At 38.6% G+C, this 21,329-nt stretch carries 21 protein-coding genes; 16 read left to right on the forward strand and 5 right to left on the reverse strand.

The features are described 5' to 3' along the window. Window positions 1-337 precede the first annotated feature (337 nt). Both KCG35_RS02060 and KCG35_RS02065 read right to left on the reverse strand, forming a co-directional pair. Window positions 338-1,870, reverse strand: coding sequence for a methyl-accepting chemotaxis protein (locus KCG35_RS02060; RefSeq protein ID WP_215818005.1), 1,533 nt, complete (start codon window positions 1,868-1,870; stop codon window positions 338-340). A 320-nt stretch (window positions 1,871-2,190) separates the two neighbouring features. Next, window positions 2,191-2,847 (reverse strand): substrate-binding periplasmic protein, encoded by a 657-nt coding sequence (locus KCG35_RS02065; RefSeq protein ID WP_215818006.1) that lies wholly within the window; start codon window positions 2,845-2,847, stop codon window positions 2,191-2,193. Here KCG35_RS02065 and KCG35_RS02070 point away from each other — a divergent pair. The 7 genes from KCG35_RS02070 to KCG35_RS02100 all read left to right on the forward strand — a co-directional run bounded on the left by KCG35_RS02070 (window position 2,846) and on the right by KCG35_RS02100 (window position 7,584). Next, complete coding sequence (locus KCG35_RS02070; RefSeq protein ID WP_215818007.1) at window positions 2,846-3,043, forward strand: hypothetical protein; 198 nt, start codon at window positions 2,846-2,848, stop codon at window positions 3,041-3,043. The genes KCG35_RS02065 and KCG35_RS02070 overlap by 2 nt on opposite strands. 272 nt (window positions 3,044-3,315) lie before the next feature. Further along, window positions 3,316-4,374 carry a DUF2157 domain-containing protein gene (locus KCG35_RS02075; RefSeq protein ID WP_215818008.1) on the forward strand — a complete coding sequence of 353 codons (1,059 nt, stop codon included), beginning with the start codon at window positions 3,316-3,318 and terminating at the stop codon, window positions 4,372-4,374. Continuing rightward, on the forward strand, window positions 4,371-5,429 hold the full coding sequence (locus KCG35_RS02080; protein ID WP_215818009.1) for a DUF4401 domain-containing protein: 1,059 nt from the start codon (window positions 4,371-4,373) through the stop codon (window positions 5,427-5,429). The genes KCG35_RS02075 and KCG35_RS02080 overlap by 4 nt, the downstream gene beginning before the upstream one ends. After that, on the forward strand, window positions 5,426-5,935 hold the full coding sequence (locus KCG35_RS02085; RefSeq protein WP_215818010.1) for a GDYXXLXY domain-containing protein: 510 nt from the start codon (window positions 5,426-5,428) through the stop codon (window positions 5,933-5,935). Before KCG35_RS02080 ends, KCG35_RS02085 begins: the two co-directional genes overlap by 4 nt. 135 nt (window positions 5,936-6,070) lie before the next feature. After that, window positions 6,071-6,568, forward strand: a complete 498-nt coding sequence (locus KCG35_RS02090) for a beta propeller repeat protein (protein ID WP_215818011.1) — start codon at window positions 6,071-6,073, stop codon at window positions 6,566-6,568. Between the two features lie 41 nt (window positions 6,569-6,609). Continuing rightward, a complete protein-coding gene (locus KCG35_RS02095) occupies window positions 6,610-7,251 on the forward strand; it encodes a WD40/YVTN/BNR-like repeat-containing protein (protein WP_215818012.1) in 642 nt (213 codons plus the stop codon). A 30-nt stretch (window positions 7,252-7,281) separates the two neighbouring features. Continuing rightward, window positions 7,282-7,584, forward strand: coding sequence for a MoaD/ThiS family protein (locus KCG35_RS02100; protein WP_215818013.1), 303 nt, complete (start codon window positions 7,282-7,284; stop codon window positions 7,582-7,584). 33 nt (window positions 7,585-7,617) lie between these two features. On the opposite strand, the gene KCG35_RS02105 is transcribed toward KCG35_RS02100, so the two are convergent. Further along, a complete protein-coding gene (locus KCG35_RS02105) occupies window positions 7,618-8,115 on the reverse strand; it encodes a YbaK/EbsC family protein (RefSeq protein WP_215818014.1) in 498 nt (165 codons plus the stop codon). A gap of 573 nt (window positions 8,116-8,688) precedes the next feature. Between KCG35_RS02105 and KCG35_RS26630 the strand changes: the two genes are divergently transcribed. The 7 genes from KCG35_RS26630 (at window position 8,689) to KCG35_RS02135 (ending at window position 18,226) form a co-directional block, all read left to right on the forward strand. Beyond that, a complete protein-coding gene (locus tag KCG35_RS26630) occupies window positions 8,689-8,814 on the forward strand; it encodes a hypothetical protein (RefSeq protein WP_255561858.1) in 126 nt (41 codons plus the stop codon). A gap of 261 nt (window positions 8,815-9,075) precedes the next feature. After that, the gene (locus KCG35_RS02110; protein ID WP_215818015.1) at window positions 9,076-9,753 is read left to right on the forward strand and encodes a hypothetical protein; all 678 of its coding nucleotides are present in this window, start codon (window positions 9,076-9,078) and stop codon (window positions 9,751-9,753) included. A gap of 182 nt (window positions 9,754-9,935) precedes the next feature. Next, the gene (locus KCG35_RS02115) at window positions 9,936-11,555 is read left to right on the forward strand and encodes a hypothetical protein (RefSeq protein WP_215818016.1); all 1,620 of its coding nucleotides are present in this window, start codon (window positions 9,936-9,938) and stop codon (window positions 11,553-11,555) included. 29 nt (window positions 11,556-11,584) lie between these two features. Next, window positions 11,585-15,397, forward strand: coding sequence for a hypothetical protein (locus KCG35_RS02120; RefSeq protein WP_215818017.1), 3,813 nt, complete (start codon window positions 11,585-11,587; stop codon window positions 15,395-15,397). A gap of 12 nt (window positions 15,398-15,409) precedes the next feature. Further along, window positions 15,410-16,597, forward strand: coding sequence for a leucine-rich repeat domain-containing protein (locus KCG35_RS02125; RefSeq protein WP_215818018.1), 1,188 nt, complete (start codon window positions 15,410-15,412; stop codon window positions 16,595-16,597). Next, window positions 16,590-16,973 carry a hypothetical protein gene (locus tag KCG35_RS02130; protein ID WP_215818019.1) on the forward strand — a complete coding sequence of 128 codons (384 nt, stop codon included), beginning with the start codon at window positions 16,590-16,592 and terminating at the stop codon, window positions 16,971-16,973. Before KCG35_RS02125 ends, KCG35_RS02130 begins: the two co-directional genes overlap by 8 nt. Before the next feature lie 359 nt (window positions 16,974-17,332). Then, window positions 17,333-18,226, forward strand: a complete 894-nt coding sequence (locus tag KCG35_RS02135) for a hypothetical protein (RefSeq protein WP_215818020.1) — start codon at window positions 17,333-17,335, stop codon at window positions 18,224-18,226. 220 nt (window positions 18,227-18,446) lie between these two features. Here the strand turns inward: KCG35_RS02135 and KCG35_RS02140 are convergent, their stop codons facing one another. After that, window positions 18,447-19,055, reverse strand: coding sequence for an HAD-IA family hydrolase (locus KCG35_RS02140; protein ID WP_215818021.1), 609 nt, complete (start codon window positions 19,053-19,055; stop codon window positions 18,447-18,449). Window position 19,056: 1 nt separating this feature from the next. Further along, the gene (locus KCG35_RS02145; protein WP_215818022.1) at window positions 19,057-19,281 is read right to left on the reverse strand and encodes a hypothetical protein; all 225 of its coding nucleotides are present in this window, start codon (window positions 19,279-19,281) and stop codon (window positions 19,057-19,059) included. A gap of 97 nt (window positions 19,282-19,378) precedes the next feature. Here KCG35_RS02145 and KCG35_RS02150 point away from each other — a divergent pair, with 97 nt between their 5' ends. Both KCG35_RS02150 and KCG35_RS02155 read left to right on the forward strand, forming a co-directional pair. Then, window positions 19,379-20,242, forward strand: coding sequence for a LysR family transcriptional regulator (locus KCG35_RS02150; RefSeq protein ID WP_215818023.1), 864 nt, complete (start codon window positions 19,379-19,381; stop codon window positions 20,240-20,242). A gap of 205 nt (window positions 20,243-20,447) precedes the next feature. Beyond that, on the forward strand, window positions 20,448-20,930 hold the full coding sequence (locus KCG35_RS02155; RefSeq protein ID WP_215818024.1) for a cupin domain-containing protein: 483 nt from the start codon (window positions 20,448-20,450) through the stop codon (window positions 20,928-20,930). Window positions 20,931-21,329 lie beyond the last annotated feature (399 nt).

The raw sequence follows: 21,329 nt of genomic DNA on the forward strand, positions 1-21,329 counted from the left end.
AATACCTTCGAACACGCTGTGAATCCCTTCCCTGGAGGCAAGATAGTTGCGGCAAACAGTTCGATATGCATTATTCAGCCGTTGTCTACCACTGGCGTACATCGAAATACCATAGGTGTTCATTTAATCATGATTGAGGTGTAGCAAAATGTCGGTTTGCAGTGTTTGAATGGAGGGGGAAACAGATGTTGGGGGCTAATTCATGTCGCTGAAGATAGAAAAAAAGTAATGAGAAAATCGTGATAAAAAAATGCAGCCCGGAGGCTGCAAAGGTTGGGTTTGTGCTTTTCTTTGGAGTGTTTCTTGGGCTTGTGTTGGGTTAAAGTTTAAAGTCGGGTTATATTTTAAAGCGGCTCATCATGCCCTGAATATTATTGGCTAATGTTTCCACTTCACCACTTTTCTCACCGGTTTCTTTGGCTCGCTCAGCCGTCTCTTCAGCAACCATCGAAATATTGACGATGTTTTCATTGATTTCGCTGATGACTGAGCTTTGCTCTTGAGAAGCTTCAGCAATGTGTGAGTTCATTTCAGCAATGGTATTAACTGCTCCCAGAATTTCATTGATGGCTTCACCAGCATCAGAGACTTTGGTGACACCACTTGAAGCATGGTGCTCCAGATTAACAATGCCTTTTTCAACAGTTTCACTGCAGGAGCGAAGATTAAGAATACTTTGATGAATTTCATCCGTTGATTCATTGGTTTTTTGGGCAAGCGTGCGGACTTCATCCGCAACTACCGCAAACCCTCGTCCTGCTTCTCCTGCACGAGCAGCCTCAATAGCCGCGTTCAGGGCGAGTAAGTTGGTTTGTTCTGAAATACTTTTGATGACATCAAGCACTGTTCCGATGTTTTCACCTTCGGTAATGAGTTGCTGAGTAGCTTGTGTGACCGAAGTGATTTCATTAGCCAATGACTGAATGACGGTAACGGCTTGATTAACGATATTGTTGCCTTCTTCCGCCTTATGATTGGCATCTGAGGCAGACTCAGATGCCGCATTGGCATTACTGGCAACATTACCAATGGATTGGGACATCTCTGACGTTGCAGTAGCGACCATATCAATTTTGGTCTGTTGATTAAGTACACCTTCAGAGGTCTCATCAATAATCTGGCGGCTTTCTACAGCGGTTGACTGGAGTTTTTCTGACAGTGAAAACAGCTCGGTAACGATGGTTTGTAAGTTTTCAACAAAACCGTTGAAGCCTTCAGCTAATGCGCTGATTTCTGTCGCAGAGTTAGTTTCTAAACGCTGGGTGAGATCACCCTCACCACTGGCAATATCATGTATTGCTGTGCCAATTTGATTGAGTGGTTTAAGGACAATGCGCATGATGATAAAAAATATCAATAATGCAATAAGCACATCGAGAATGAGCGCCTGGATGATTTGGCGCATGAGGACGCCTTGTAATATCTCTTGGATCTTTGAGTCATCCACGAATATTTCAACAGTCCCTACTTCTTGAAGTTCTCCGTCATCATTGAACAGCAGGGTTTCAGTAAGCTTCTCAGAAAACACTTTTGGTAAAGCTTTTGACTTAACGATTTCACTTGCTTCATCTTTGATAAACAAGGCCAAGACTTCAGTTTTGGACTTAACACTAATACCGCTGATAAAGTCAGCCTGCATCTCAGACAAAACGTTTTTATCAATAAATTCGGGTTCATAGTTCCAAATAGGACCAGGTAAGCTGACGGAGAGACGTTCAATAGTTGCTTTAGCTTGCTGGGTTAAGTTCTCTTCCAGTTGGGATGCAGTTCGACTGTAGTTATAGTAACCAAAGAGGGCTAACACTATCGTCACTACGACAGTAAACTCTAAAATCAGGCGTGCACGAATACTTTTTGGATATATGGACATAGCCTACACCTAGCGAACATTGCCTCAAAATCAATTGTGGCTATTGGGGGTTATGTCCCTGTCCTTAGGTGAATCAAATGGCTGACTAAAAATCCCCTGTTAAGCGTAATCCCCATGAGCACGATGGCTACTATTGCTCTTATCGTCAATCTAGCTAAATCGTTGTTTTTACCATCATCACTGATGAGTGACTTTGTATTCCAGTCTAGTACAAAAATGCCTAAGTGAAATAAAAATAATACGAGGATGAAAGCTAATGATAAAAAAGGCAGGAAGCCAAATGCCTGATAAGGCACTTGGCAGGTAATTGAGAGTGGGTTTTAATATTTCTCGGCAATTTGAGTCATAATTGTGTTGTCTTCACGAATTCTAGCAATTTCACTCCATATTTGGTTCATTTCATCCATGGTGAGTCGGCTTTGTTTAGAAAATGCTAAAAAATATGACTTTGATTTAATAGGGGTTTTGCTGATTTTTAGTTTTCCAGAAAAGGCCGGCGTTTTACTAAGATGCTGTATAACATTGGGGATAGTTACTACCGAACCTTTACTGTCGCGCAGCAGGTTTTGTAAGGTTTGCTTATCCCCCAAGGCCGTTGCACTGACAAAAAGTCCTGCTTCTTTTAAGTCATCTGCAATGGAGTAACCTTTTGGAGTTCTAACTGGTTGTGGAATTGTTTTCATATCGCCATTGTACTCGTAGGAATTGCCTGTAGCCGTGACAACTACATACTCCACTTGTGATACACGGAACTGAGATTTCACCGCTGTTTTGGCATCGGGTGGGTAAACCAGGAATTCAGCACGCTCATCTTTATAGGAGGCAGTTGCTACACCATCATAGCGGCCTTTTTTAGCATCACGTAAACAGCGACTCCATGGCAAAGGGGTAATTTCCAGTTTAACGTCCATGTTTTTCATTGCCATGCGGATAATATCAATATGCATGCCCTTCGCTTCGCCACGCTCAGTCATCATGAACGGGTACCACAGGCCTCGATCTGAACAAATTCGTACCTTGCGAACAGCTGCCCACGCGTTATTGCAGGTGATCAAGATTAAGAAAATGGTGGCTAAAAACTTCATTGCCAATAATGCTCCAAAGGGTAAATTGTATGCCAAGCTTTCTTTGTTGCATCCCGCTGGTGGGGAGTCCTATCACCCTGATCCCTAACTCGCGTTGAGTTACTTCCTGAAGATACATGTTTGCGAAACAGTGAGAAAAAAGTTCCAGCTTCTTTCAAAATGCCTTCGCTGAGCATGTAGCTTGATGAATTTAACCTATCGACAATAGTAGTGGACCAAGATAGTTCAGTGAAATGTGAACTATTTTGCAATACTTTTTGTGTAACACCAATAGTTCAAGCACTACTTAACAAAATACTCTGTGTTCTAGTTACAGCTTAGCTTATCTTCCTGGTGACGAGAGTTGTTGAGCTGGTTAACATGGCAGCGTCAAAGGCAGACATTAAGATTGTCAAAATAACTATGACTTCAACTTCATCAATGATCACTTCAACAAATTCAACATCGCCTACACCTGAACAGCTTCATCATTTATTTCAACAGGGCGCCTTGCCTCGTCAAGTGTACTATCAGGCTTTGGATATAATCAGGCCCGATGATTATTGGATTCGTTGGGCTGAACGACACTTAATGCTGATTGGTAGCATACTGCTACTGGTGGGTATTATGTTCTTTTTTGCGTACAACTGGCAGGAGCTTCATCGGTTCGGCAAGTTAGGGGTGTTGGAAGCCAGTGTGTCTCTAACGGCATTGTTGTCGTTGGTTTCGCGATTTTCGCTTACGGTTCGACAAGTGTTACTGACATCAGCCGTTGTACTTACGGGGATTTTATTCGCTGTCTTTGGTCAAATATACCAAACAGGTGCTGATGCTTATACCTTGTTTTTGTCATGGGCGGCAGTCACTTTACCCTGGGTTATTTTTGCACGATTAGCCACACCATGGGTTGTGTGGTTTATTGTGAGTGAAATTGCCTGTTGGCTATTTTGGGAACAAGTGTTGTCTATTCAGTTTGTTGGATGGAATGATTTGCGTTGGTTGAGTATGGCGGTTTTAGCCGGCTTTTTATTGCTGGTGAATAGTAGCCAGATACGAACGTCAGTGCTAGCGACAAAATTACATTGGTTTTATATGGCGGTGATGTTTAGTGTGATGGTCATTCCAGCCCTGAAAATCGTCATCGATGATTACCATGTTAATAGTCAAACGTGGGGAGTAGCCATTATCTGGCTGGTACTGTCGTGTATCATGATTATTTTTTACCGCTTTATCAGTAAACAAATTTATGGGTTAACCATAACTGCATTTCAAATGACAGTTGTACTGCTAACGTGGTTGTTACACCACGTGTCGGATATGCGGCTAACGGATACATCAAAACTGTTTTTATTTGGTTTATTGATTGTGACGACTATTTCGCTGTTGGTTATTATTTTACGTAGTCAGGCACGACTGATGCGCAAGGAGGCAAAAGCGTGAAAATCTACGAAAGTTATCAGGCACTGCTTGCGTCACCAGAACTTAGTTCGCAACTTTCGGACGAGCAGCAACAGCACGCATTAAAAGTGCTTGAACAAAGCCAACAACCTCAGGATCCACTGATCTTTCGAATTTTGATTGCCGTTAGTGGATGGATAGCCGCATTATTCTTTCTCTCTAGCTTGTTAGTTGCAGGCTTGTTTGACAAAGGTATGAATGCCATGGGCTATGGCTTCTTGCTATTAATGGGGGCTATTTTTTGGATTAATTCCACTCATCGCACTTTTTTTCGGCATTTAGCGTTAGCATTGAGTATGGCTGGGAATGGACTTGTACTTTTTGGTATGGGTGAGTTTTGGGGCATTGAAACGTTATTACCCATCATTGTTATGCAAGCCTTACTGACAGGTATGAGTTATCCTTTTGTGTCGAGTAACTCATTTCGCTTTATCCAGCCGATGCTTCTGGGAATATTAGTCTTTATTTGGCTCTATGATGAGCCAAGTCATACGGGACTTATTGTCTGGACCTGGTTGTTACTGTTATTGCAGTTATTGTTTTTTATTGGTTTAAGACCACTACCCGCATTGTTACCGTTAGCCTACGCAGTATCGATATTGCTGCCGATAAGTGTGCTTTTACCCATTTGGGTGCCTAATTTTGATTCCAACTTAACGGTTATTGCTGTAGCTATTGAACCTGCTTTTCGTATAGCAATGGCGGTTGGCTTGCTATTATTGTCATTACATATCAGTACAGATACACCCTGGAACCAACCTTGGTTTTATATCGTGGTGATCTCGTGTGTTATTCTCGCGTTTTTTGCAAACTCTGGGTTATTGCTTTCACTATTTATACTGATATTGGCTTATATCTTAGCGGATAGGCTATTGAAAGTGATTGCTTATCTCTTTTTAGCGGTTTTTTTAAGCTTTTTTTATTACAACCTGCAAATTTCGTTATTGAATAAGTCTTACTTATTAATGGCCAGTGGCAGTGCAATGTTGTTAGTGCGTTGGCTATTAGGCCTTTTTTTCAAGGAGTCTGATGTATGATCAGTCAGCTTCAGCGCTGGGGTATTGTGGCTGGCTGGTTGCTGGTCATGATTGCAATTAATTGGAGTATTCTGCAAAAGGAGCAGGTACTTGCTTCTGGGCTGCAGGTTCGACTAGCGTTAGCACCTGTTGATCCACGCTCACTGATGCAGGGAGACTACATGCGCCTGCGATATGCATTACTCAGTGAAGTACCTACGAAGCAATTAGCACCAGAAGGGCAGTTGATTATTCGCCTGGATAAACAACATGTGGCGTCTTTTGTCGGTATATATCAGCCAGGGCAGTCTCTACAGCAAGGTGAGTTATTATTACACTATCGTCGTTATGGCCGACATGTAAAATTGGGGGCTGAAAGTTATTTGTTTGAGGAAGGTAAGGCAAGCTTACTCAGTGAGGCTGCATACGGTGAGTTGCGTGTAGCAAACGATGGTAAGAGTGTATTAGTGGGATTGCTTGATCAAAATTTTCACTATTTAGATAATTTATTTAAAAACCAAGAGTAAATACTTTCCTGTGAGCAAGATTAATACGTTCTTCATCTTTTATTTCTAAGTACGCAACGTCAATTTTATACCCTCATTTTTTATGATCACGATTACAGGTCAAAGAATGATACTGGCGTATTGTGGAGATAATGAATGAAGGTGAGGATATTGGTTGGCACTCGAAAAGGTGCATTTATATTAACATCAAATGAAGCCCGTAAACGCTGGGAGATTCAAGGCCCTTTGTTTGGTGGTTGGGAAATCTATCACTTAAAAGGTTCTTCAGTGGACCCCAATCGACTCTATGCTTCACAAACCAGTAGTTGGTTTGGGCAAGTTATTCAACGCTCAAGTGATGGAGGAAAAACCTGGGAGCAGCCAGGTACACCACCTGGTGAGTCTAAAGCAACAGATGAAGGGATGCCAAAAGGCGAGAGTAATAAATTTGTTTATGACACCTCACTTGATACTGGCAAACCACTGACCACTCACCAGTGGTATGATGGTACTCAGCATCCTTGGGAGTTTAAGCGTGTATGGCATTTAGAGCCTTCTCTCAATGATCCTGATACGATTTATGCAGGAGTAGAAGATGCGGCATTATTTAAGTCGATTGATGGGGACAAACCTGGCAGGAGCTTGCAGGATTAAGAGCGTGTTCAGGGGCAGAATGGTCACCTGGGGCGGGTGGTATGTGTCTTCACACTATTTTACTGGACCCCAACAATAACAAACGGATTTTTGTGGCAATTTCTGCAGCAGGTGTATTTCGCACGGACGATGGCGGTCTTAGCTGGAAGCCTATAAATAAAGGACTTAAGTCAGAGTATATTCCTGATCCAGACGCTGAAGTAGGACATTGCGTTCATCGTATCGCCTGCCATCCTTCGCAAACTGACGTATTATTTATGCAAAAACACTGGGATGTCATGCGTAGTGATAATGCCGGTGACTCTTGGTATGAGGTCAGTGGTGATTTACCCTCAGATTTTGGTTTTCCCATTGTGGTGCATACCCATGAACCCGAAACGATTTATGTCATTCCTATAAAAAGTGATTCAGAGCATTATCCCCCAGAAGGTAAGCTTCGGGTTTATAGAAGTCGTAGTGGCGGTAACCAGTGGGAAGCACTGACCAATGGTCTGCCACAGCAAAACTGTTATGTGAATGTATTGCGTGATGCGATGGCGGTAGACTCACTTCAGCAGTGTGGTATCTATTTTGGTACGACGGGAGGACAAGTTTATGCTTCAGCAGATGCAGGTGATAGTTGGCAGCCTATTGTACGAGATTTGCCTGCAGTACTTTCAGTGGAAGTACAAACGATAGCATAAAAAAACAAAGTATTAGTGAGATACTATTTTATGGCGAAAGTCTGTGTAGCATTACCTCATCATTTACAGCTATTAGCGCACTGTGATGCCAAAGTATATCTGGATATTGAGGGAGAGGTTACTCAGCATACTATTTTAAGCGCTTTAGAAAAAAATTATCCTATGTTGAGTGGTACAATCCGAGATCATGTGACACTACAACGAAGGCCGCGTATTCGTTTTTTTGCTTGTGGTATGGATATATCGCATCAACCACCAGACAAGCCACTTCCTGATGCAATCATGCAGGGTGAAGAACCTTTTTTAATTATAGGGGCTATTGCTGGCGGTTAATTTATACGCTTTGCTAAGGGGGAAGTCATTAAATTAAATGGCGATATCAGGTAACCACATTGTCTGATTTTCAAGATTTTTTAATAAATTGGGTAGTGCAGCTCCTGAAAAAGCAATGGTTATTTCGGGCTTACCTGGTGTATACATAATGTCTTGAAATGTTGTAAGTAAAGGATCAACAATCAAGGGAATTTCACTGGGTAAACCAAAAGGACATAATGCCCCAGGAACACAGCCAGTGACTTCTGTCATTTCTGTATCACTACCAATGGCGGGGCGCTTGCCAATGACATGCTTAATGAGTTTGGCATCGAGTCGTTGGTCTCTATGCGTTAAAAAAACACAATAACTACCACCTTTTAGTTTAAGAAATAAACTTTTCGTTGGTGCTGCGGTCCAGCCAAGTGCTTCTCCAATACGGGCATCTGTTTCAAAATCTAAAATAGGCTCATGCTCCCATTGTTCAAACGGGATTTCTGTTTTATTGAGCAAGGTAAGATTGTATAGATAAATTTGTTCTAGCGACAACACTGTTTTGACTCCTTTATTTCTTACTTTATCATTGAGTAGCTAACAGTTTTTTGAAACGTAAGAAGGTGATCATATCAGATTAATTAACGTTAAGCTTTAAAGTGAGAGCAGATTTCTCAAGCACCTTTGTTCAACGTTTGCATAATGCCTTTCGAACATGTCGTGAATCCTTCCTAGTGGTAAACGATTCGACGAGCATTATTCAGCCGTTGTCTACCACGGCCGTACATCGAAATACCACAGGTATTCATTTAATGATGATTGAGGTATAGCAAATAAAATTGTAATGCCTCGTATTGAACTGTTAATTTGATATAACACATCGTTACAAAATAGTGTTGCTGGTTTATTTGTTGTGTTTTTTGTGAAAATAAGAAATTTTTTGTTGAAAGTGGATGGGTATTAAACGCAGCTAACACTTAATCACAGATTAAATCTGTAAAGCAGTGTTATGATTGATAAGCTTTTAATCTGCAGCTGTCGTACAGTAAATAACAGTATAACGCTGACAACAAACCCCTAGGGGTATAAAATTGATTCGTGAAGGATATAATCCTTTTTAGAGTGTATTTTATGTTAGAAAATCAATCTTCACACCCGCAAGAAAAAAATCAACCTGGTAAACAGGGTAAAGTACCTATAACCGAATATGCAATTGAAAAACTGAATTTAGGTAAAAATATACCCTCAAATTTGTAAGAAAACTTTTTAGAGGAACGACTTGTTATTATCTGTAATAAGTGTGAAGTTGAATTTACAACAGAAGTAGATACTACTTCGCAAAACTGTCCATTTTGCGATAATAATATTGAGAGTGTAGCTCATTCTAGGAAACTCATTAAACCAGGTTCATTGCTGCCTTTTAAAATTAGTAATGAAACGGCGAAAAAAAGATATATCGCTTGGCTAAAAGGCTTATGGCTTGCGCCTAGTTTATTAAAAAGAAAAGCGAAACTCGAAATGCCGATAGCGGCCGTTTATATTCCTTATTGGACGTATGATGCTGAAACGGTAACGAATTACAAGGGGCAACGTGGAAAGTATTATTATACTACTTCAAGACATACAAGAACGAATTCAGATGGTAAACGAGAAACATATACTAAAAGACACCAACACACACGTTGGCATCCAGCTTCAGGAAAGATAGCTAACAGTTTTGATGATGTCTTGGTTTTGGCCAGTAATTCATTACCACGAAAAATTGCTGATGAATTGGAACCCTGGGATTTAGAAAATTTGGTGCCTTATCAAGAAGAGTACTTATTAGGGGTGAAAGCGCAGAGTTATCAATATGATTTAAAGGAAGGTTTTAAATGGGCGAAAATGAAAATAAAAGAAGAACTACGCACCAAGATAGAAGAGGATATGGGGGGAGATACGCAACGTATAGTCTATATAAATACAGAGTATAGTAATATTTACTTTAAACATCTTTTATTACCGATTTGGCTAAGTAGTTATCGATATAAAGATAAGGTTTATCGCTTTTTAATTAATGCGCGTACGGGTGAGGTGCAGGGCGAGCGGCCTTATAGCAAAGTTAAAATAGTACTACTTCAGATACTGGGTGGAGTGTGTGTTACTGGTGGATTTATCGTGTTTGAGCACTTTAAACGAAAATTTGGACTCGATTAACGCCCAAATATCCCGCCTTATGGGTATAAATGATGAGAGCTGGTTAAAAATTTCTAAACGCATGGTTTGTTATTATATCCACAATTATATATTCGCTTAAGTGTATCTACTTACATCCGCTTAAAGTCAGCCCCGTAGACCTTTTTTGGCGATTAAACAGTGAAGTTTAAGGATATTAAAACATGCGTTTTAAACCGCTTGACATACGCCCCTTTGGGGAGCGATTAAAGGAAGACCCTGACTACGACATTACCCAGGACCGCTACTGGGAAGCCGATCAAACCATGTCGATCTATGGTGATCCTGAACTGGGTACCTCTGTTTGGGATGATGTACGTAGTATGGAAGTCAAGGACTTGGGTGTTCCACTGTTACCTTATGTGATACGTGAAAAAACACCACCTATTTTGGATCGTGTGGTGCCTCCCGTACCTGAGCCAGATACCTCACCTGATTTAAGCTATAAAATTGTGGTGGAGGTCGCAGGAATAAAACATAATGGTAGTCAACGGTTGTATTTAGATGCAGATCGGCAGAATGAGTTGAGTGTTGATTTAAAAGCCGCAGAAACTTGCCGTAAAGAGGGTGAGCAATATCGTAGCCTGGTAGCATTCAATAATATCCCCAATATTTCGAGAACCATGGGCATCCGTATTGCTATGCATGGCCGTGGGGAACCGCCTTTATTATTGCCCCTAGGGCAAATTCAGCCAGTGTCTGATACGACAGAAAAAACACCTTGGGATAATATTATTATTCCGGTTAAACCACTGGGCTATATTACTGAGAAAAAAACTCGCCCTGAGTCTGATGTTTTACAAGAAGGGGGTTGGGTTTATGTATTTTGGAAAAATAAGTTATGGCGCGAGTTACAGGTAGGAAAAAACCAAACATATCGTGACACGCGTCTCGATTTTTATCGAAGAACACGTAATAGTCGTTTGGCGCCTTCTTCATCATCTGAGCGTGAACCATTAGGAACGGAATACGACACCATTTGGTTACCCTTTAAGATTAATGGTGAAGTACAGCAAGGGAATAATGGCATTAAAATGCTGTTTAGTAAGCGGCAACTTTCATGGACTCAAATTGACAAGCTTGAGGGTAATAGCACAGAGCTGGATAAGCAGGCAACCACGGTAGATGCTGTTGCGGTTTATGATAGTTTGAAAGGGTTTGATTTGGATGATGGTCCTGTTGGCCCTATTGCGCCCGCATTGCTTGATCAAAATACGGACGTTGCACCGCCCCCTCAAAACCCTCGTGTATCATCAGCAGCACAGTATCTGGATCGTAATCGCCAGCATAAGATCCCAGTCGTTTACCTGGATAATGTGCCTTATGTCTATTTAAAACTGCAGTTGCTGGATGATGATGGTGAGCTCCTGATGAATATGTCTTATACCATCAAGCTGGAATCCAGTTTTTTATTCGACCAGCAAAACGTTAAGTACCTTAAAAATGCACCAGCACTTAGACAATGGGAATCATCAGGCAATACCGATGCTGAGGGCATATTAGAAGTCAAAGTACCTGCTATTGCTAAGTTTGCAGTGATTTATTACACACCAGAAGGTGAATCTGAGCCACTTTCAAGTCTGATAAAAATTGGAGTACTAGCGCCAGAAGACACTATAGAAGGTCAAAAGGGTGCATTAAATAATTTAAGCATTCACTCTGGTTTTATTGATCAACAAGTCGATGAATGTTATCAGGCCGCAGTAGATGACTTTAAAGCTGCAACAGGGGCTTCAGATCAAGAATGGCTGCAAAAAATTACTGATAAAAAACAGTACTGTTAACGCTTGGTAGTAGAAAGGAATAGGAAGTAATGGATAAGCAGCAAATTTATGCGCAACATGCTAATAATCTTGATAAAGAGCAAATACAATTACTGAAGGAAAAAGATGAGCTAGATGCGAAAATTGCTGATCTTGAAGTGCTTGCGGATGAAAATGGTTTACCCAATCCTGGGCGCTTGGAACGTTTAAAACAACAAAGGGCCGTTATCATTAAACGCCTTGAACAGGAAGGTATTGAACAAAAACAGCTTTATCATGATTATAAAGTTGAGCTGAAGAAGCTTGATCAGCAAGCAAAAAGTAAATTGGAAAAAATTGTGGCCTATTTTGAGAATAAGCCAGATTACACACACCAACAGGTAGAATCCTTTGTTCAGCGGCACCGTGAATTAAAAAAAGAAGATGTCGTCAATGCACTGCAAGCATTTCGGATAAAATCCGGTTGTTTTGATCAACTACAGTTGTTGTTAAAACATAAAATTGAAGAAGCAAAAAGAATAAAAGCAGGAGCGTCAGCTCATTCAACAGCTATTATTTCCCGTCGTCATAGTTATGCAGAGCTGCTTAAAGAAATAGAAAGCGTTAGCCAGCGAATGGATGAGTTCCAACAACAAAATATTGAAAGCTATAGAATTGTGAATAGTTTTTATAAGGAACTTAATCTGGCAAGGGATTGTAGTGCTTGTAAAATAACAGATCAGGATATTGCCATTTATCAGCGGTTACAGTCTCTGCAGACTCATGATCAAGACTATCCTCATGATGATGAGACTAAAGTCACTAAAGTATTGATGCGTAATAAAGGCTGTGGTATTCGTTTTGTCTATGCGGATAAACCCTCTGAGCCAGTCCGTTATGGAACATTAATTCACTGGTTATATGATCTCCGTGATGACGCAAAACTGGCTGGAGCCAGTAATTCGAACACTATGGCGGGATATACATCACTTCAAGTTTGTCGAACGGATCATGGTGGTTATGTTCGAGGTGGTGAGTCATCCATCATCGGTGATCGGCAGTATTATGTAGATCTGGAAAAACAACAGTTAAGTGTAAAGCCCCGTTTGGATCATGACTTTTTGAGCAAAGTAGACACTATGGCTCGGGAAGCGCCTAATATTAGCCAGGCCTATTGGAAAGCAATGGCTAAAAAAGATCCTGATAGTTCACAGGACTTTAACAGTTCCAGTCCTGTATTTCGGCCAGCTAAACCCGGTCTTCAGCCATTAACGTTAAGTATTGAAAATCAAATAATGGCTGACATCATTAGTTATGGACTTGGTGCTAATAATTTATCCAAAACGCTGGATCAATTCTCTGAAGTCGCTAATGTCAGTGAGGAAGATAAGCATACAAAAACAGAAATAAAACAGTATTCAGAAACATTTCGGCGAAATAGAACCTATGGCTTTTTGTGTTACCCGGTTGATCGTGGGCCTCTTGTGACTAAACCCGTTAATGAGTTAACGGACATGGTGACCCCAGAACACACCGGTTTAAGGGTTGAAAATATTGCTTGGAAAGGCAAGCCAGAGTCACTGATCAGTGATAAACAAAAAGTCACTAAAGGTGATGATGGTTACCCTATTGTTACGATTAAAATCCATTGTACGTTACCCGAGTGGGATCGACGTATTTGTCTGGCTATAGATGAATTAGCGGAGCTTCAAAAGCAGCAGCAAGAAATTTTACAACCCTACTTAGCACAACAGGGTAACCTGATAAAAATGGTTGAGCTGAGTAAAATGCACTATATTTTTAGGAATCAAACCACTCCTGAAAGTGATGCACATTTAGTTAAAACTCACCAGGCAATATCAGAATTAGCCAAATTCACCAAAAAGCAAATAGACTTTTTGGGAGTAGAAACGAATATTTCATCGAAATTAGAAAAAATAAACCGCGCGATTCGCGCCAAAGCAGAATATTTATATGAATTATTGTGTTCTGTCGCATTTCAGGCTGAATTGAAAAGCTATTTGGATGAAATAGAATGCCAAATGAATAAAGCCTGTGGACCCTATATGGAGTCTGAGCCATTTTGGATTCATATTTTCGATACTATTGCCAAAGCCTATGGTGTCCTGGCTGCCACGCATATTGGTGATACTATTGGTGAAAAGGAAATACCTATTATATTAAATGGGATTGCTGGGCATAGTTTATCGGAGCCTCTGCTTGAGGAGCAACATTATAAAAGACCGTATGATACGTATAAAGAACAATTAGACCATTACGACTATCGTGGAAAAAAATATAAATCAGGTATTACTCCATATGATAAAAGGGTCATAAAAGCACAGAGTAAGGATGGTAAATCCTGGCGTGATAGTTTTGAAAGTGCACAGGAAGCTCAGGCAGGGCAAATTGGCCCTTTATCAACCATGTTAAACTATGAAGCCATTTGGGATATTAAGAATTATTATCAGGAAAATTTAAAATCAACGCTCAATACGTATGTGAATAATATCCCTGGTCCTCCTCCTGTGCTCATGGTAGTGCTGGATACTTATGCCTATTTTGTCGGTAAACGGCTGAAAAAAATCAGCAATAAATCCAACAATTTTCATATTCGTGCGTTAATTTCAGTCATGAATCTGGCAGGTATTTTTAAAACCCAGGAAGGTAAAATTAATACTAGGCGAGTTCAGGCTATTCATTTGACTATGTTTATGCGTCAACGTAAACATGGTGAACAGGCTGTGATGAGTGCGCTATTTGGTAAAACAGAAGGAAGTTTTTCAAGTAATCTCTCGGATAATATCCAAGCATCAATACATGGTAAAATTTATAGGGGGACTTTAACATTTCTTAACCTTGCTATTGCAATAGAAGATTTTACTAACCTGGCATGTTCAGACGCATACGAGGAATATAAAAAGAAAGGCAATGAAGCAGAGTTTTGGTATGACTTTGCGATGAAAAGCATGTCCGTAGTGGATGCAACCGGTAAAGCCGTAACATACGGAGCCAAACTATCAACGCGATTTAACAATTTATTAAATAGCAAAGGCATTTCGACTAAAATTACTGGAGCACTCAATGTGTTTGCTTTGATAGGCTGTATTGAAAGTACAGTTAATGCTACAGTCGCTTTAGCCAATTACTTAGAAAGTAATCCAGTATTTCCTGATCATGACAGTACGCTGACAACGTTTATGTTGGCTTCTGACTTAGTAGGACAGTTCGCTTATACCGTTGGTTTTTTAATTTCTGATATACTGCCTATGATGGGTATAAATTGTATTCCAGGCGTGGGTCAATTCTTATTTATCATTGGTACCATAACAGTACTTGTTAAGTTTGCGTATGATCACTGGGATGAATGGTTTGATGCAAACAGTTATCAGATAATAAAAGCACGTTGGGAAACTGTTAAGCAATCAGAAGCGTTTAGGCAACTGATAGGTGTTCAATATGAGTCAAACGCCCCAGATATTCAAGGTGAAAAAGATGCAAGAGGGTTAGCGCTGGAAGTAGATCAATTAGTTAAGGATGATAGCCATTGGAATACCTTTAACTGGCGTGCAGTGATTCCATTAAAATTGAGTGGTTACACGGAAGATCAAATACAAGACTGTGTATTTATACATGGCTCAGCACCCTATAAAAATCATCATATGCATCCCATGAACACCCGAAAAATAATTGAGTACTATACTCAATTAAAAGAATTGGTGAAAAAAGAACCAAGTGCACAGTTTAGCTCTGGTCGAACATTTACAGATGTTATTGATTTATTAGAAACTGGTACCTTTGAACCCAGTAGACATCACCCTGAAGACCTCGATGGTCAAAGATGTACATGGGCCTATGAAGAATTCTTAAGACCTATTCATTAGAGGTGGTAAGTAATGAGAGCAATAAAGTTTGTATTACTTATATTATGCTTTGCGTCAAGTTTTGCACTGAGTGTTACTGACACAGTGCAAAAGAAAATAGATGAAAAAGTCAAAATACTTAATGATGCGATTAAAACAGATGTAAAACCTGAAGTGTTTATAATAGGCAAAGATATTAAAAGAAAAAAAGCCATTAAAGATGATGGTTTTCATAAACCTAGCTTTCAGCTTATAGATGTCTGTTCAGTGTGCTACATATTTGAGTCTGACGGGTCTGTATCAACTGTTTACCTTAGAAAAGCTAAAGAGGTTGATTTGCAGTTAGTAAGCAAAGCCGGCAGTATAAAGCATATCATTATTATGGATGCCAAAATTAATAATTTTGACAGTATTGAGAAAATTGGAGACTTGGTTTTTGTTAATTTATTAGAAACAAGCTTTGATAGTGATTCTATAGTGCTTTCGAATAAAACAATCAAGTATTTTACTTTAATGTTTACTGACATAAAAAAAATAAAGTTTGGCCCATTAGGTCAGGTTAAATATATTAATGTTTCAATCAATAAAATAGAGCGAGTAGATGGTTTTCAGAATATAGGTAGTGTAGAAACCCTTAACTTGAAGGATAACAGAATATCAGATTTGTCTGGTCTTAAGCCTCTAAAAAATTTAAAAAAATTATCTCTGTATAGAAATCCAATCAAAGATGTAAGCTTTTTGGTTAATAAACCTTTATTGGAAGAGCTGCAAATTGTATTAGAAGCACCAAAAGAGCAATATCAACTATTTTCAGAACTGAAAAACTTAAAAGAGCTTTTGATTCAGGCACCCAATAACATTACTGATCTTTCCGATTTGCCTGAAATGCCATCATTGCAAGCGTTGAATATACCTGGTGCTGCTCAGCATATTACGGACGGTAGTGTTGGTTTAGGCAGTATGCAAGGGCTTAAACGATTTAAAAATCTAGAATTTCTTGCATTAAGCGGCCATAGGTATAAAAAAATAGAAGGGCTGGAGCATTTACCTCATTTAAAAGAACTACATATCAATTATACCCCAATTGAAGATTGGAGTGGCTTATCTAAGGTATCAGAGAAGCTAGAAGTACTTTATGCCGTTGATGCTAAAGCGCCAAGTGTAGGCCGAGTTGAGGAAATTGAAAAGCTACGTAAGAAAGGAGTTATGGTCTTTGACTAAATGGTATAATTCAACCCCGTTTCATATCTTCTCATTAATATCATGTGGTTTTCTGTTATTTATCACTATTCCTCATGTTTTAAATGGCGAATATCAACAATATACGCCTTTTATGTTTATTTGGGTTGTCTACTTAACGCGTTCTTTAAAGTATCTTTTTGGAAGTGAGGATAGTTCAGTTCAAGAAGAAGCTAAAGCAAAGGTAGCGAAAAAGCTTAATCTTAACCCTATGAAATTGACTACTGACAATGTAAGGCAGCTTTACCGTGATGGGTATGAAAGTCTGGCATTTAGGCAGTTTTGTAAGCTAAAAAAACATAAGTCTTATACCAAAGAAGAACTAGCGGTTAAATTTGCAGACTTTGTTAAAAAGTAAATAATGGGCTGTTTTAGCCTTTACCCTAAAGTGATCTGCGCCATAAGCCATTATTTGTTCATCCGCAGCAGAAGGCCATCCTTGGCCACTGCTGCTTACCGTGTTCCCGACACGTGTTTCACAAACAACAGCTCACGACGCTTGCCAGCTTTAGTGTTGATATACAGATCAAGGAATTATCACTTTTGAACGATTGCTATTTTTAATAGATCGAAGATTAAATTTAAATGCGCCTAACCAAGTATCCTAAGACTTCAGCGTACTAAAAGATAAAGATAGAAAGCTTAGCCTGAAGGTCTGTAAGATTGTAATGTACAGGTGCTAGATAAAACGCTTTAAGCCTGGAGTTCAGTGCTGTAATGGAAGTAGTAAAATACAGTAAAGACAAGTATCTGTATGAATTTAGTGAAACCCAGCTTAGAGTGTTTAACTGGAAAGTCGCTAAAACATACCAATGGCTTGATGTCAGAGACTACTTCGCTGATAAAGAAGGCTTTTTACATATTATATTTAAGTGCGGTTATACCGTTAGCTTTCATTATGAACATGATAGTAAAGCATATGATGCATCGATATTATGCTTGATTAACTATCTACCACCTGCAAACCAAAAGCGAAAAAAATCTGTATTTAGTGGCTTTTTCTCACGCTATAATTATTCTGACAAAAAAACAGGAAAAAAAGTTATACAGTTGATTCGTAAAACGTTAACAGTTACATTTTTTCTGGTGATAGTGTTTGCTTATATTTTAATGCCAGTTTTCATTGTAGTATTGCTTGATGTGCTCACTCCAAGCAGTATCACTACTAATTATGGACTTCTATTTGGGGCTGTTATCTTTACCGTTCTTCTCGGGAGTATTCCTTGGTATTTACGATTTCCATCATTTTTAAAAAATACCTTTAGTAATGTTAGAGTAGCCATTACACATCAAAGCAATAATGTGTTATTGGATATTAAGCCTTTGGTGCTTAACAAATTTCATTTCCAACAAACTTCTTTTCCTATACAGAATATTTTTCCTCCAACAATTGAAACACATTATATTAAAGGAGGACGTCACTGTGATCCTTACATAGTTCGAATGAAAGTATGTAGAATCTCTTTTAGGGTATTTGGTCAAGATGGTACCTTTGAACTTGAACTAGATCCTAACGACCTCTTTACGATTTGTCACTCTATTCAAGAATACGCTGAAAGAGTTACAGATATTACGGTCAGTAAGCCACCAATATTAACTCCAAATAATTAACTTTAGGTCTTTTTGGACAATTCTATGTTGTTTCAAAGAGTAACCATGGGGCAAAATAAAAGCTGGCTAATTGACACTGAACTGTCTGCCGCAAGGATGCGGCAGTCAAGCGTCCAGGGAAGGATTTACAGTGGGTTCAGTGTGATTAGGTAGCTTTTATTAAAGGCTGTGCAGGCTTAGAGTAATTTACATCCTTGTTCTCACAAAAAAATCACTATTTTTAGAAGTGTCCAATAAGACTATAATAGTCGTGTATTGATGTTGATGAACTTGATTTAGTCATATTATTTCCAGTAACTTTGATTACGTTACAGCCTGCTTTATATGCGCTTTCTATACCTGCATCTGAGTCTTCAAAAACAAGACACTTGCTAGGGTGAATATTGAGAAATTTTAATGCATTTAAATAGGGTTCAGGATGCGGTTTTCCTTGCTTACAATCTTCTGACGATATTAATAATTCAGGAATGGGTAAATTACAAGCCTTTAATTTTGAGTGAGCTAGTTTATTCGTTGATGATGTTACAATCCCCCAATTCATTGCTGGTAATGAAAGTAAGAAATGTTTTGCTCCGGCTATTTCGTTAGCAAGTTGTGATAACGCTAATTCTTGATCCTCCAACCATTTAAGCTCTTTGTAAACATCTGCTTCAGGTAAAAATTGTCTTATTATGTCTTCACCTCTAACACCATGACAGCATTCTTTAATAAGAGGGTAGTTGATATTAACTTTTGTAGACCATTTACGCCAAACATTTTCTACAATTTTAGTGGTATCAACTAAGGTTCCATCTAGGTCAAAGAGAAAATATTCATACTGTAACTGCATTTTAACCTCGTAATAGTTTATTATTTTTTAATGCATTGGCTAGTTCTTCCCAGGTAAAACGGTTTATAAATGAGCGGCGTGCGTCTTCTGCATTGTTTGCCTCTATCAGCACGGGGGCTAGTATGAATCCTTGCTTAAATAAACTTGTTATAATTTCTGCGGTATCACTGCAAGAAATGTCTTCTAATATCAATATGTTATCTTTAGATAGAACACAGAACTCCATCTTCAAACCCCTTCACTTGATGACATTTTGCATAGCATTGTATCAAAGGGTGTGATAACGTATATTGAAAAATAATCAATAGTGATAACTTTAGGTTATGAGATTAAACATCAAACACTTACTGGCTATAGAAGAGCTGGCGAAGGCAGGTAATTTTAGAGTAGCATCACAGAAACTATGTATTTCACAACCAGCACTTTCTAAACAAATAAAGTATTTTGAAGAACTTTACGACATCGAAATATTCATTAGGGGGGCTAAGGGCATAGAGTTATCGGATGCCGGGAAGGCGATTATTCAAGAGATAATAAGCTTGAATAGACATGCAGAGAAACTTGATAAATATATTATAAATGCAGCCAAAAGTATAAGTAACTTACACATTGGGTTTGGTAAATCAAGCAATGATTTTCTTCCTGGCTTAATACGAGAGTTCAAAAAAAGCTATACCTCTTTATGCATCTCATTAATTGACCTTCCGTCTTATGAACAGGAAGAGCAATTACTGACAGGTGTTATAGATGTTGGGTTTATGAGAAAACCAAAAACAAATACATTAAAAAGCGTAAAAGTATCCAGTGATGAATTTGTTTTAGTGGTTTCAAAACATATACACAAGACTAATAAAGTTGAGTATTATTTGAAAGAATATGATTTATTAATGCTTAGTCTCTTTGATAAATCTGAAATGAACAATCAGATATTGAAAATAATTAGTGGTCTAGATTATAAAATTAACAGTATTTCAACCGATATTCAGACAACAATTACTTTAGTTATGTCGAATGTAGGGGTCTCAATTTTACCTAAAAAGTCAATTTATAAAGATTGTAGTGATATTGTTGTTATTCCGCTTGGTAAAAATACAAGTTGGGACATTCATATGGTGTGGGATCCAAATAGAATGTCTAAGTCTATTAACTTATTTGTAGAGTATGTAAAAAATAATTTGAATACTTAATCTTTTAATTCATTTTTATATGCCATAAAAGCTTAAATATGAGGTTTATCTTATGTATGTTCTTTGCTGTGGGCATACCTTGCGCTGTGAGCTTTGTGTCAGAATGATATATAAGCCTGTCTCTGTTTGTGTATTTGAACTTGATCATTGAGTAGAAGGTATATTAACCTAACAGAAAATAAAATAACTAAAAAGGTCTGATGGTATGGATAAATATCTAGTCACAAAAGAAGAAATTGAAGATTTTGAAGGGATAGATAAAACACATTTTCTGAATCCCAATGCTCGCAGAAGAAATAAGTCCCTTGGAGATTTAACAGGACTGATGGGGTTTGGTTTTCATATTATAGAAATTAAATCTGGTTATGAGTCCACTGAATTACACAAACATTACCATGAGGATGAATGTGTATATATTCTGGAAGGTGAAGCAACTGCCACTATTGGCGATCATGACTATAATGTTAAACCAGGTGACTTTATAGGTTATAGGGCTGGTGGTTTACCCCATAAGTTAACTAATACAGGGGATACAACCTTAAAATGTATTGTCGTGGGGCAGCGATTAGACCATGATGTGGGTGACTACCCAAATAAAAATAAAAGAATTTATAGAAACAAAAATATGAAAGCTAATTTAGTAGACTTGACAATTATTGATGAACCTGTTGTAGGTAAAAAATCATAATTTTATACTGTAGTTATTATAGTAAAGTTGCTTTGGTATGTTGACAAAGAAGGCAATGAAAAGTCTTTTTTGTTAACATTGAACTCCATATTCTAGGAAATATTTATTTGGTACTGTTTTAATCCCCTACATATGAGTTTATACTTTAGCTTGACTGTTTATATATTGCTAATACTGTAGAGTATATCCTTCACGAATCATTTTTAGGGTTTGTTGTCGGCATTCTTGAACACCAAGGATAGTGTGAATGCAGTTTATGCAGGAGCATTTAACTGCCACCCCAGTCACATATTAATATAAGCTCCGAGGGCAGGGAGCTTCATCGTTTGACAGCCGTCCCTAAAAACCCTTCGTTTTGGGTATATAATAAAACGTACTTTAAAATACGTGATCAACACG

The organism is Zooshikella harenae, assembly GCF_018837975.1.
GTDB lineage: Bacteria > Pseudomonadota > Gammaproteobacteria > Pseudomonadales > Zooshikellaceae > Zooshikella > Zooshikella harenae.

What these genes read in the sequence shown, in the direction of transcription:
- KCG35_RS02060 (WP_215818005.1), bottom strand. Translation starts at nt 1,870, where the DNA reads ATGTCCATATATCCAAAAAGTATTCGTGCACGCCTGATTTTAGAGTTT.
- KCG35_RS02070 (WP_215818007.1), top strand. Translation starts at nt 2,846, where the DNA reads ATGAACGGGTACCACAGGCCTCGATCTGAACAAATTCGTACCTTGCGA.
- KCG35_RS02065 (WP_215818006.1), bottom strand. Translation starts at nt 2,847, where the DNA reads ATGATGACTGAGCGTGGCGAAGCGAAGGGCATGCATATTGATATTATC.
- KCG35_RS02075 (WP_215818008.1), top strand. Translation starts at nt 3,316, where the DNA reads ATGGCAGCGTCAAAGGCAGACATTAAGATTGTCAAAATAACTATGACT.
- KCG35_RS02085 (WP_215818010.1), top strand. Translation starts at nt 5,426, where the DNA reads ATGATCAGTCAGCTTCAGCGCTGGGGTATTGTGGCTGGCTGGTTGCTG.
- KCG35_RS02090 (WP_215818011.1), top strand. Translation starts at nt 6,071, where the DNA reads ATGAAGGTGAGGATATTGGTTGGCACTCGAAAAGGTGCATTTATATTA.
- KCG35_RS02095 (WP_215818012.1), top strand. Translation starts at nt 6,610, where the DNA reads ATGTGTCTTCACACTATTTTACTGGACCCCAACAATAACAAACGGATT.
- KCG35_RS02100 (WP_215818013.1), top strand. Translation starts at nt 7,282, where the DNA reads ATGGCGAAAGTCTGTGTAGCATTACCTCATCATTTACAGCTATTAGCG.
- KCG35_RS26630 (WP_255561858.1), top strand. Translation starts at nt 8,689, where the DNA reads ATGTTAGAAAATCAATCTTCACACCCGCAAGAAAAAAATCAACCTGGT.
- KCG35_RS02110 (WP_215818015.1), top strand. Translation starts at nt 9,076, where the DNA reads ATGCCGATAGCGGCCGTTTATATTCCTTATTGGACGTATGATGCTGAA.
- KCG35_RS02115 (WP_215818016.1), top strand. Translation starts at nt 9,936, where the DNA reads ATGCGTTTTAAACCGCTTGACATACGCCCCTTTGGGGAGCGATTAAAG.
- KCG35_RS02120 (WP_215818017.1), top strand. Translation starts at nt 11,585, where the DNA reads ATGGATAAGCAGCAAATTTATGCGCAACATGCTAATAATCTTGATAAA.
- KCG35_RS02125 (WP_215818018.1), top strand. Translation starts at nt 15,410, where the DNA reads ATGAGAGCAATAAAGTTTGTATTACTTATATTATGCTTTGCGTCAAGT.
- KCG35_RS02135 (WP_215818020.1), top strand. Translation starts at nt 17,333, where the DNA reads ATGGAAGTAGTAAAATACAGTAAAGACAAGTATCTGTATGAATTTAGT.
- KCG35_RS02140 (WP_215818021.1), bottom strand. Translation starts at nt 19,055, where the DNA reads ATGCAGTTACAGTATGAATATTTTCTCTTTGACCTAGATGGAACCTTA.
- KCG35_RS02145 (WP_215818022.1), bottom strand. Translation starts at nt 19,281, where the DNA reads ATGGAGTTCTGTGTTCTATCTAAAGATAACATATTGATATTAGAAGAC.
- KCG35_RS02150 (WP_215818023.1), top strand. Translation starts at nt 19,379, where the DNA reads ATGAGATTAAACATCAAACACTTACTGGCTATAGAAGAGCTGGCGAAG.
- KCG35_RS02155 (WP_215818024.1), top strand. Translation starts at nt 20,448, where the DNA reads ATGGATAAATATCTAGTCACAAAAGAAGAAATTGAAGATTTTGAAGGG.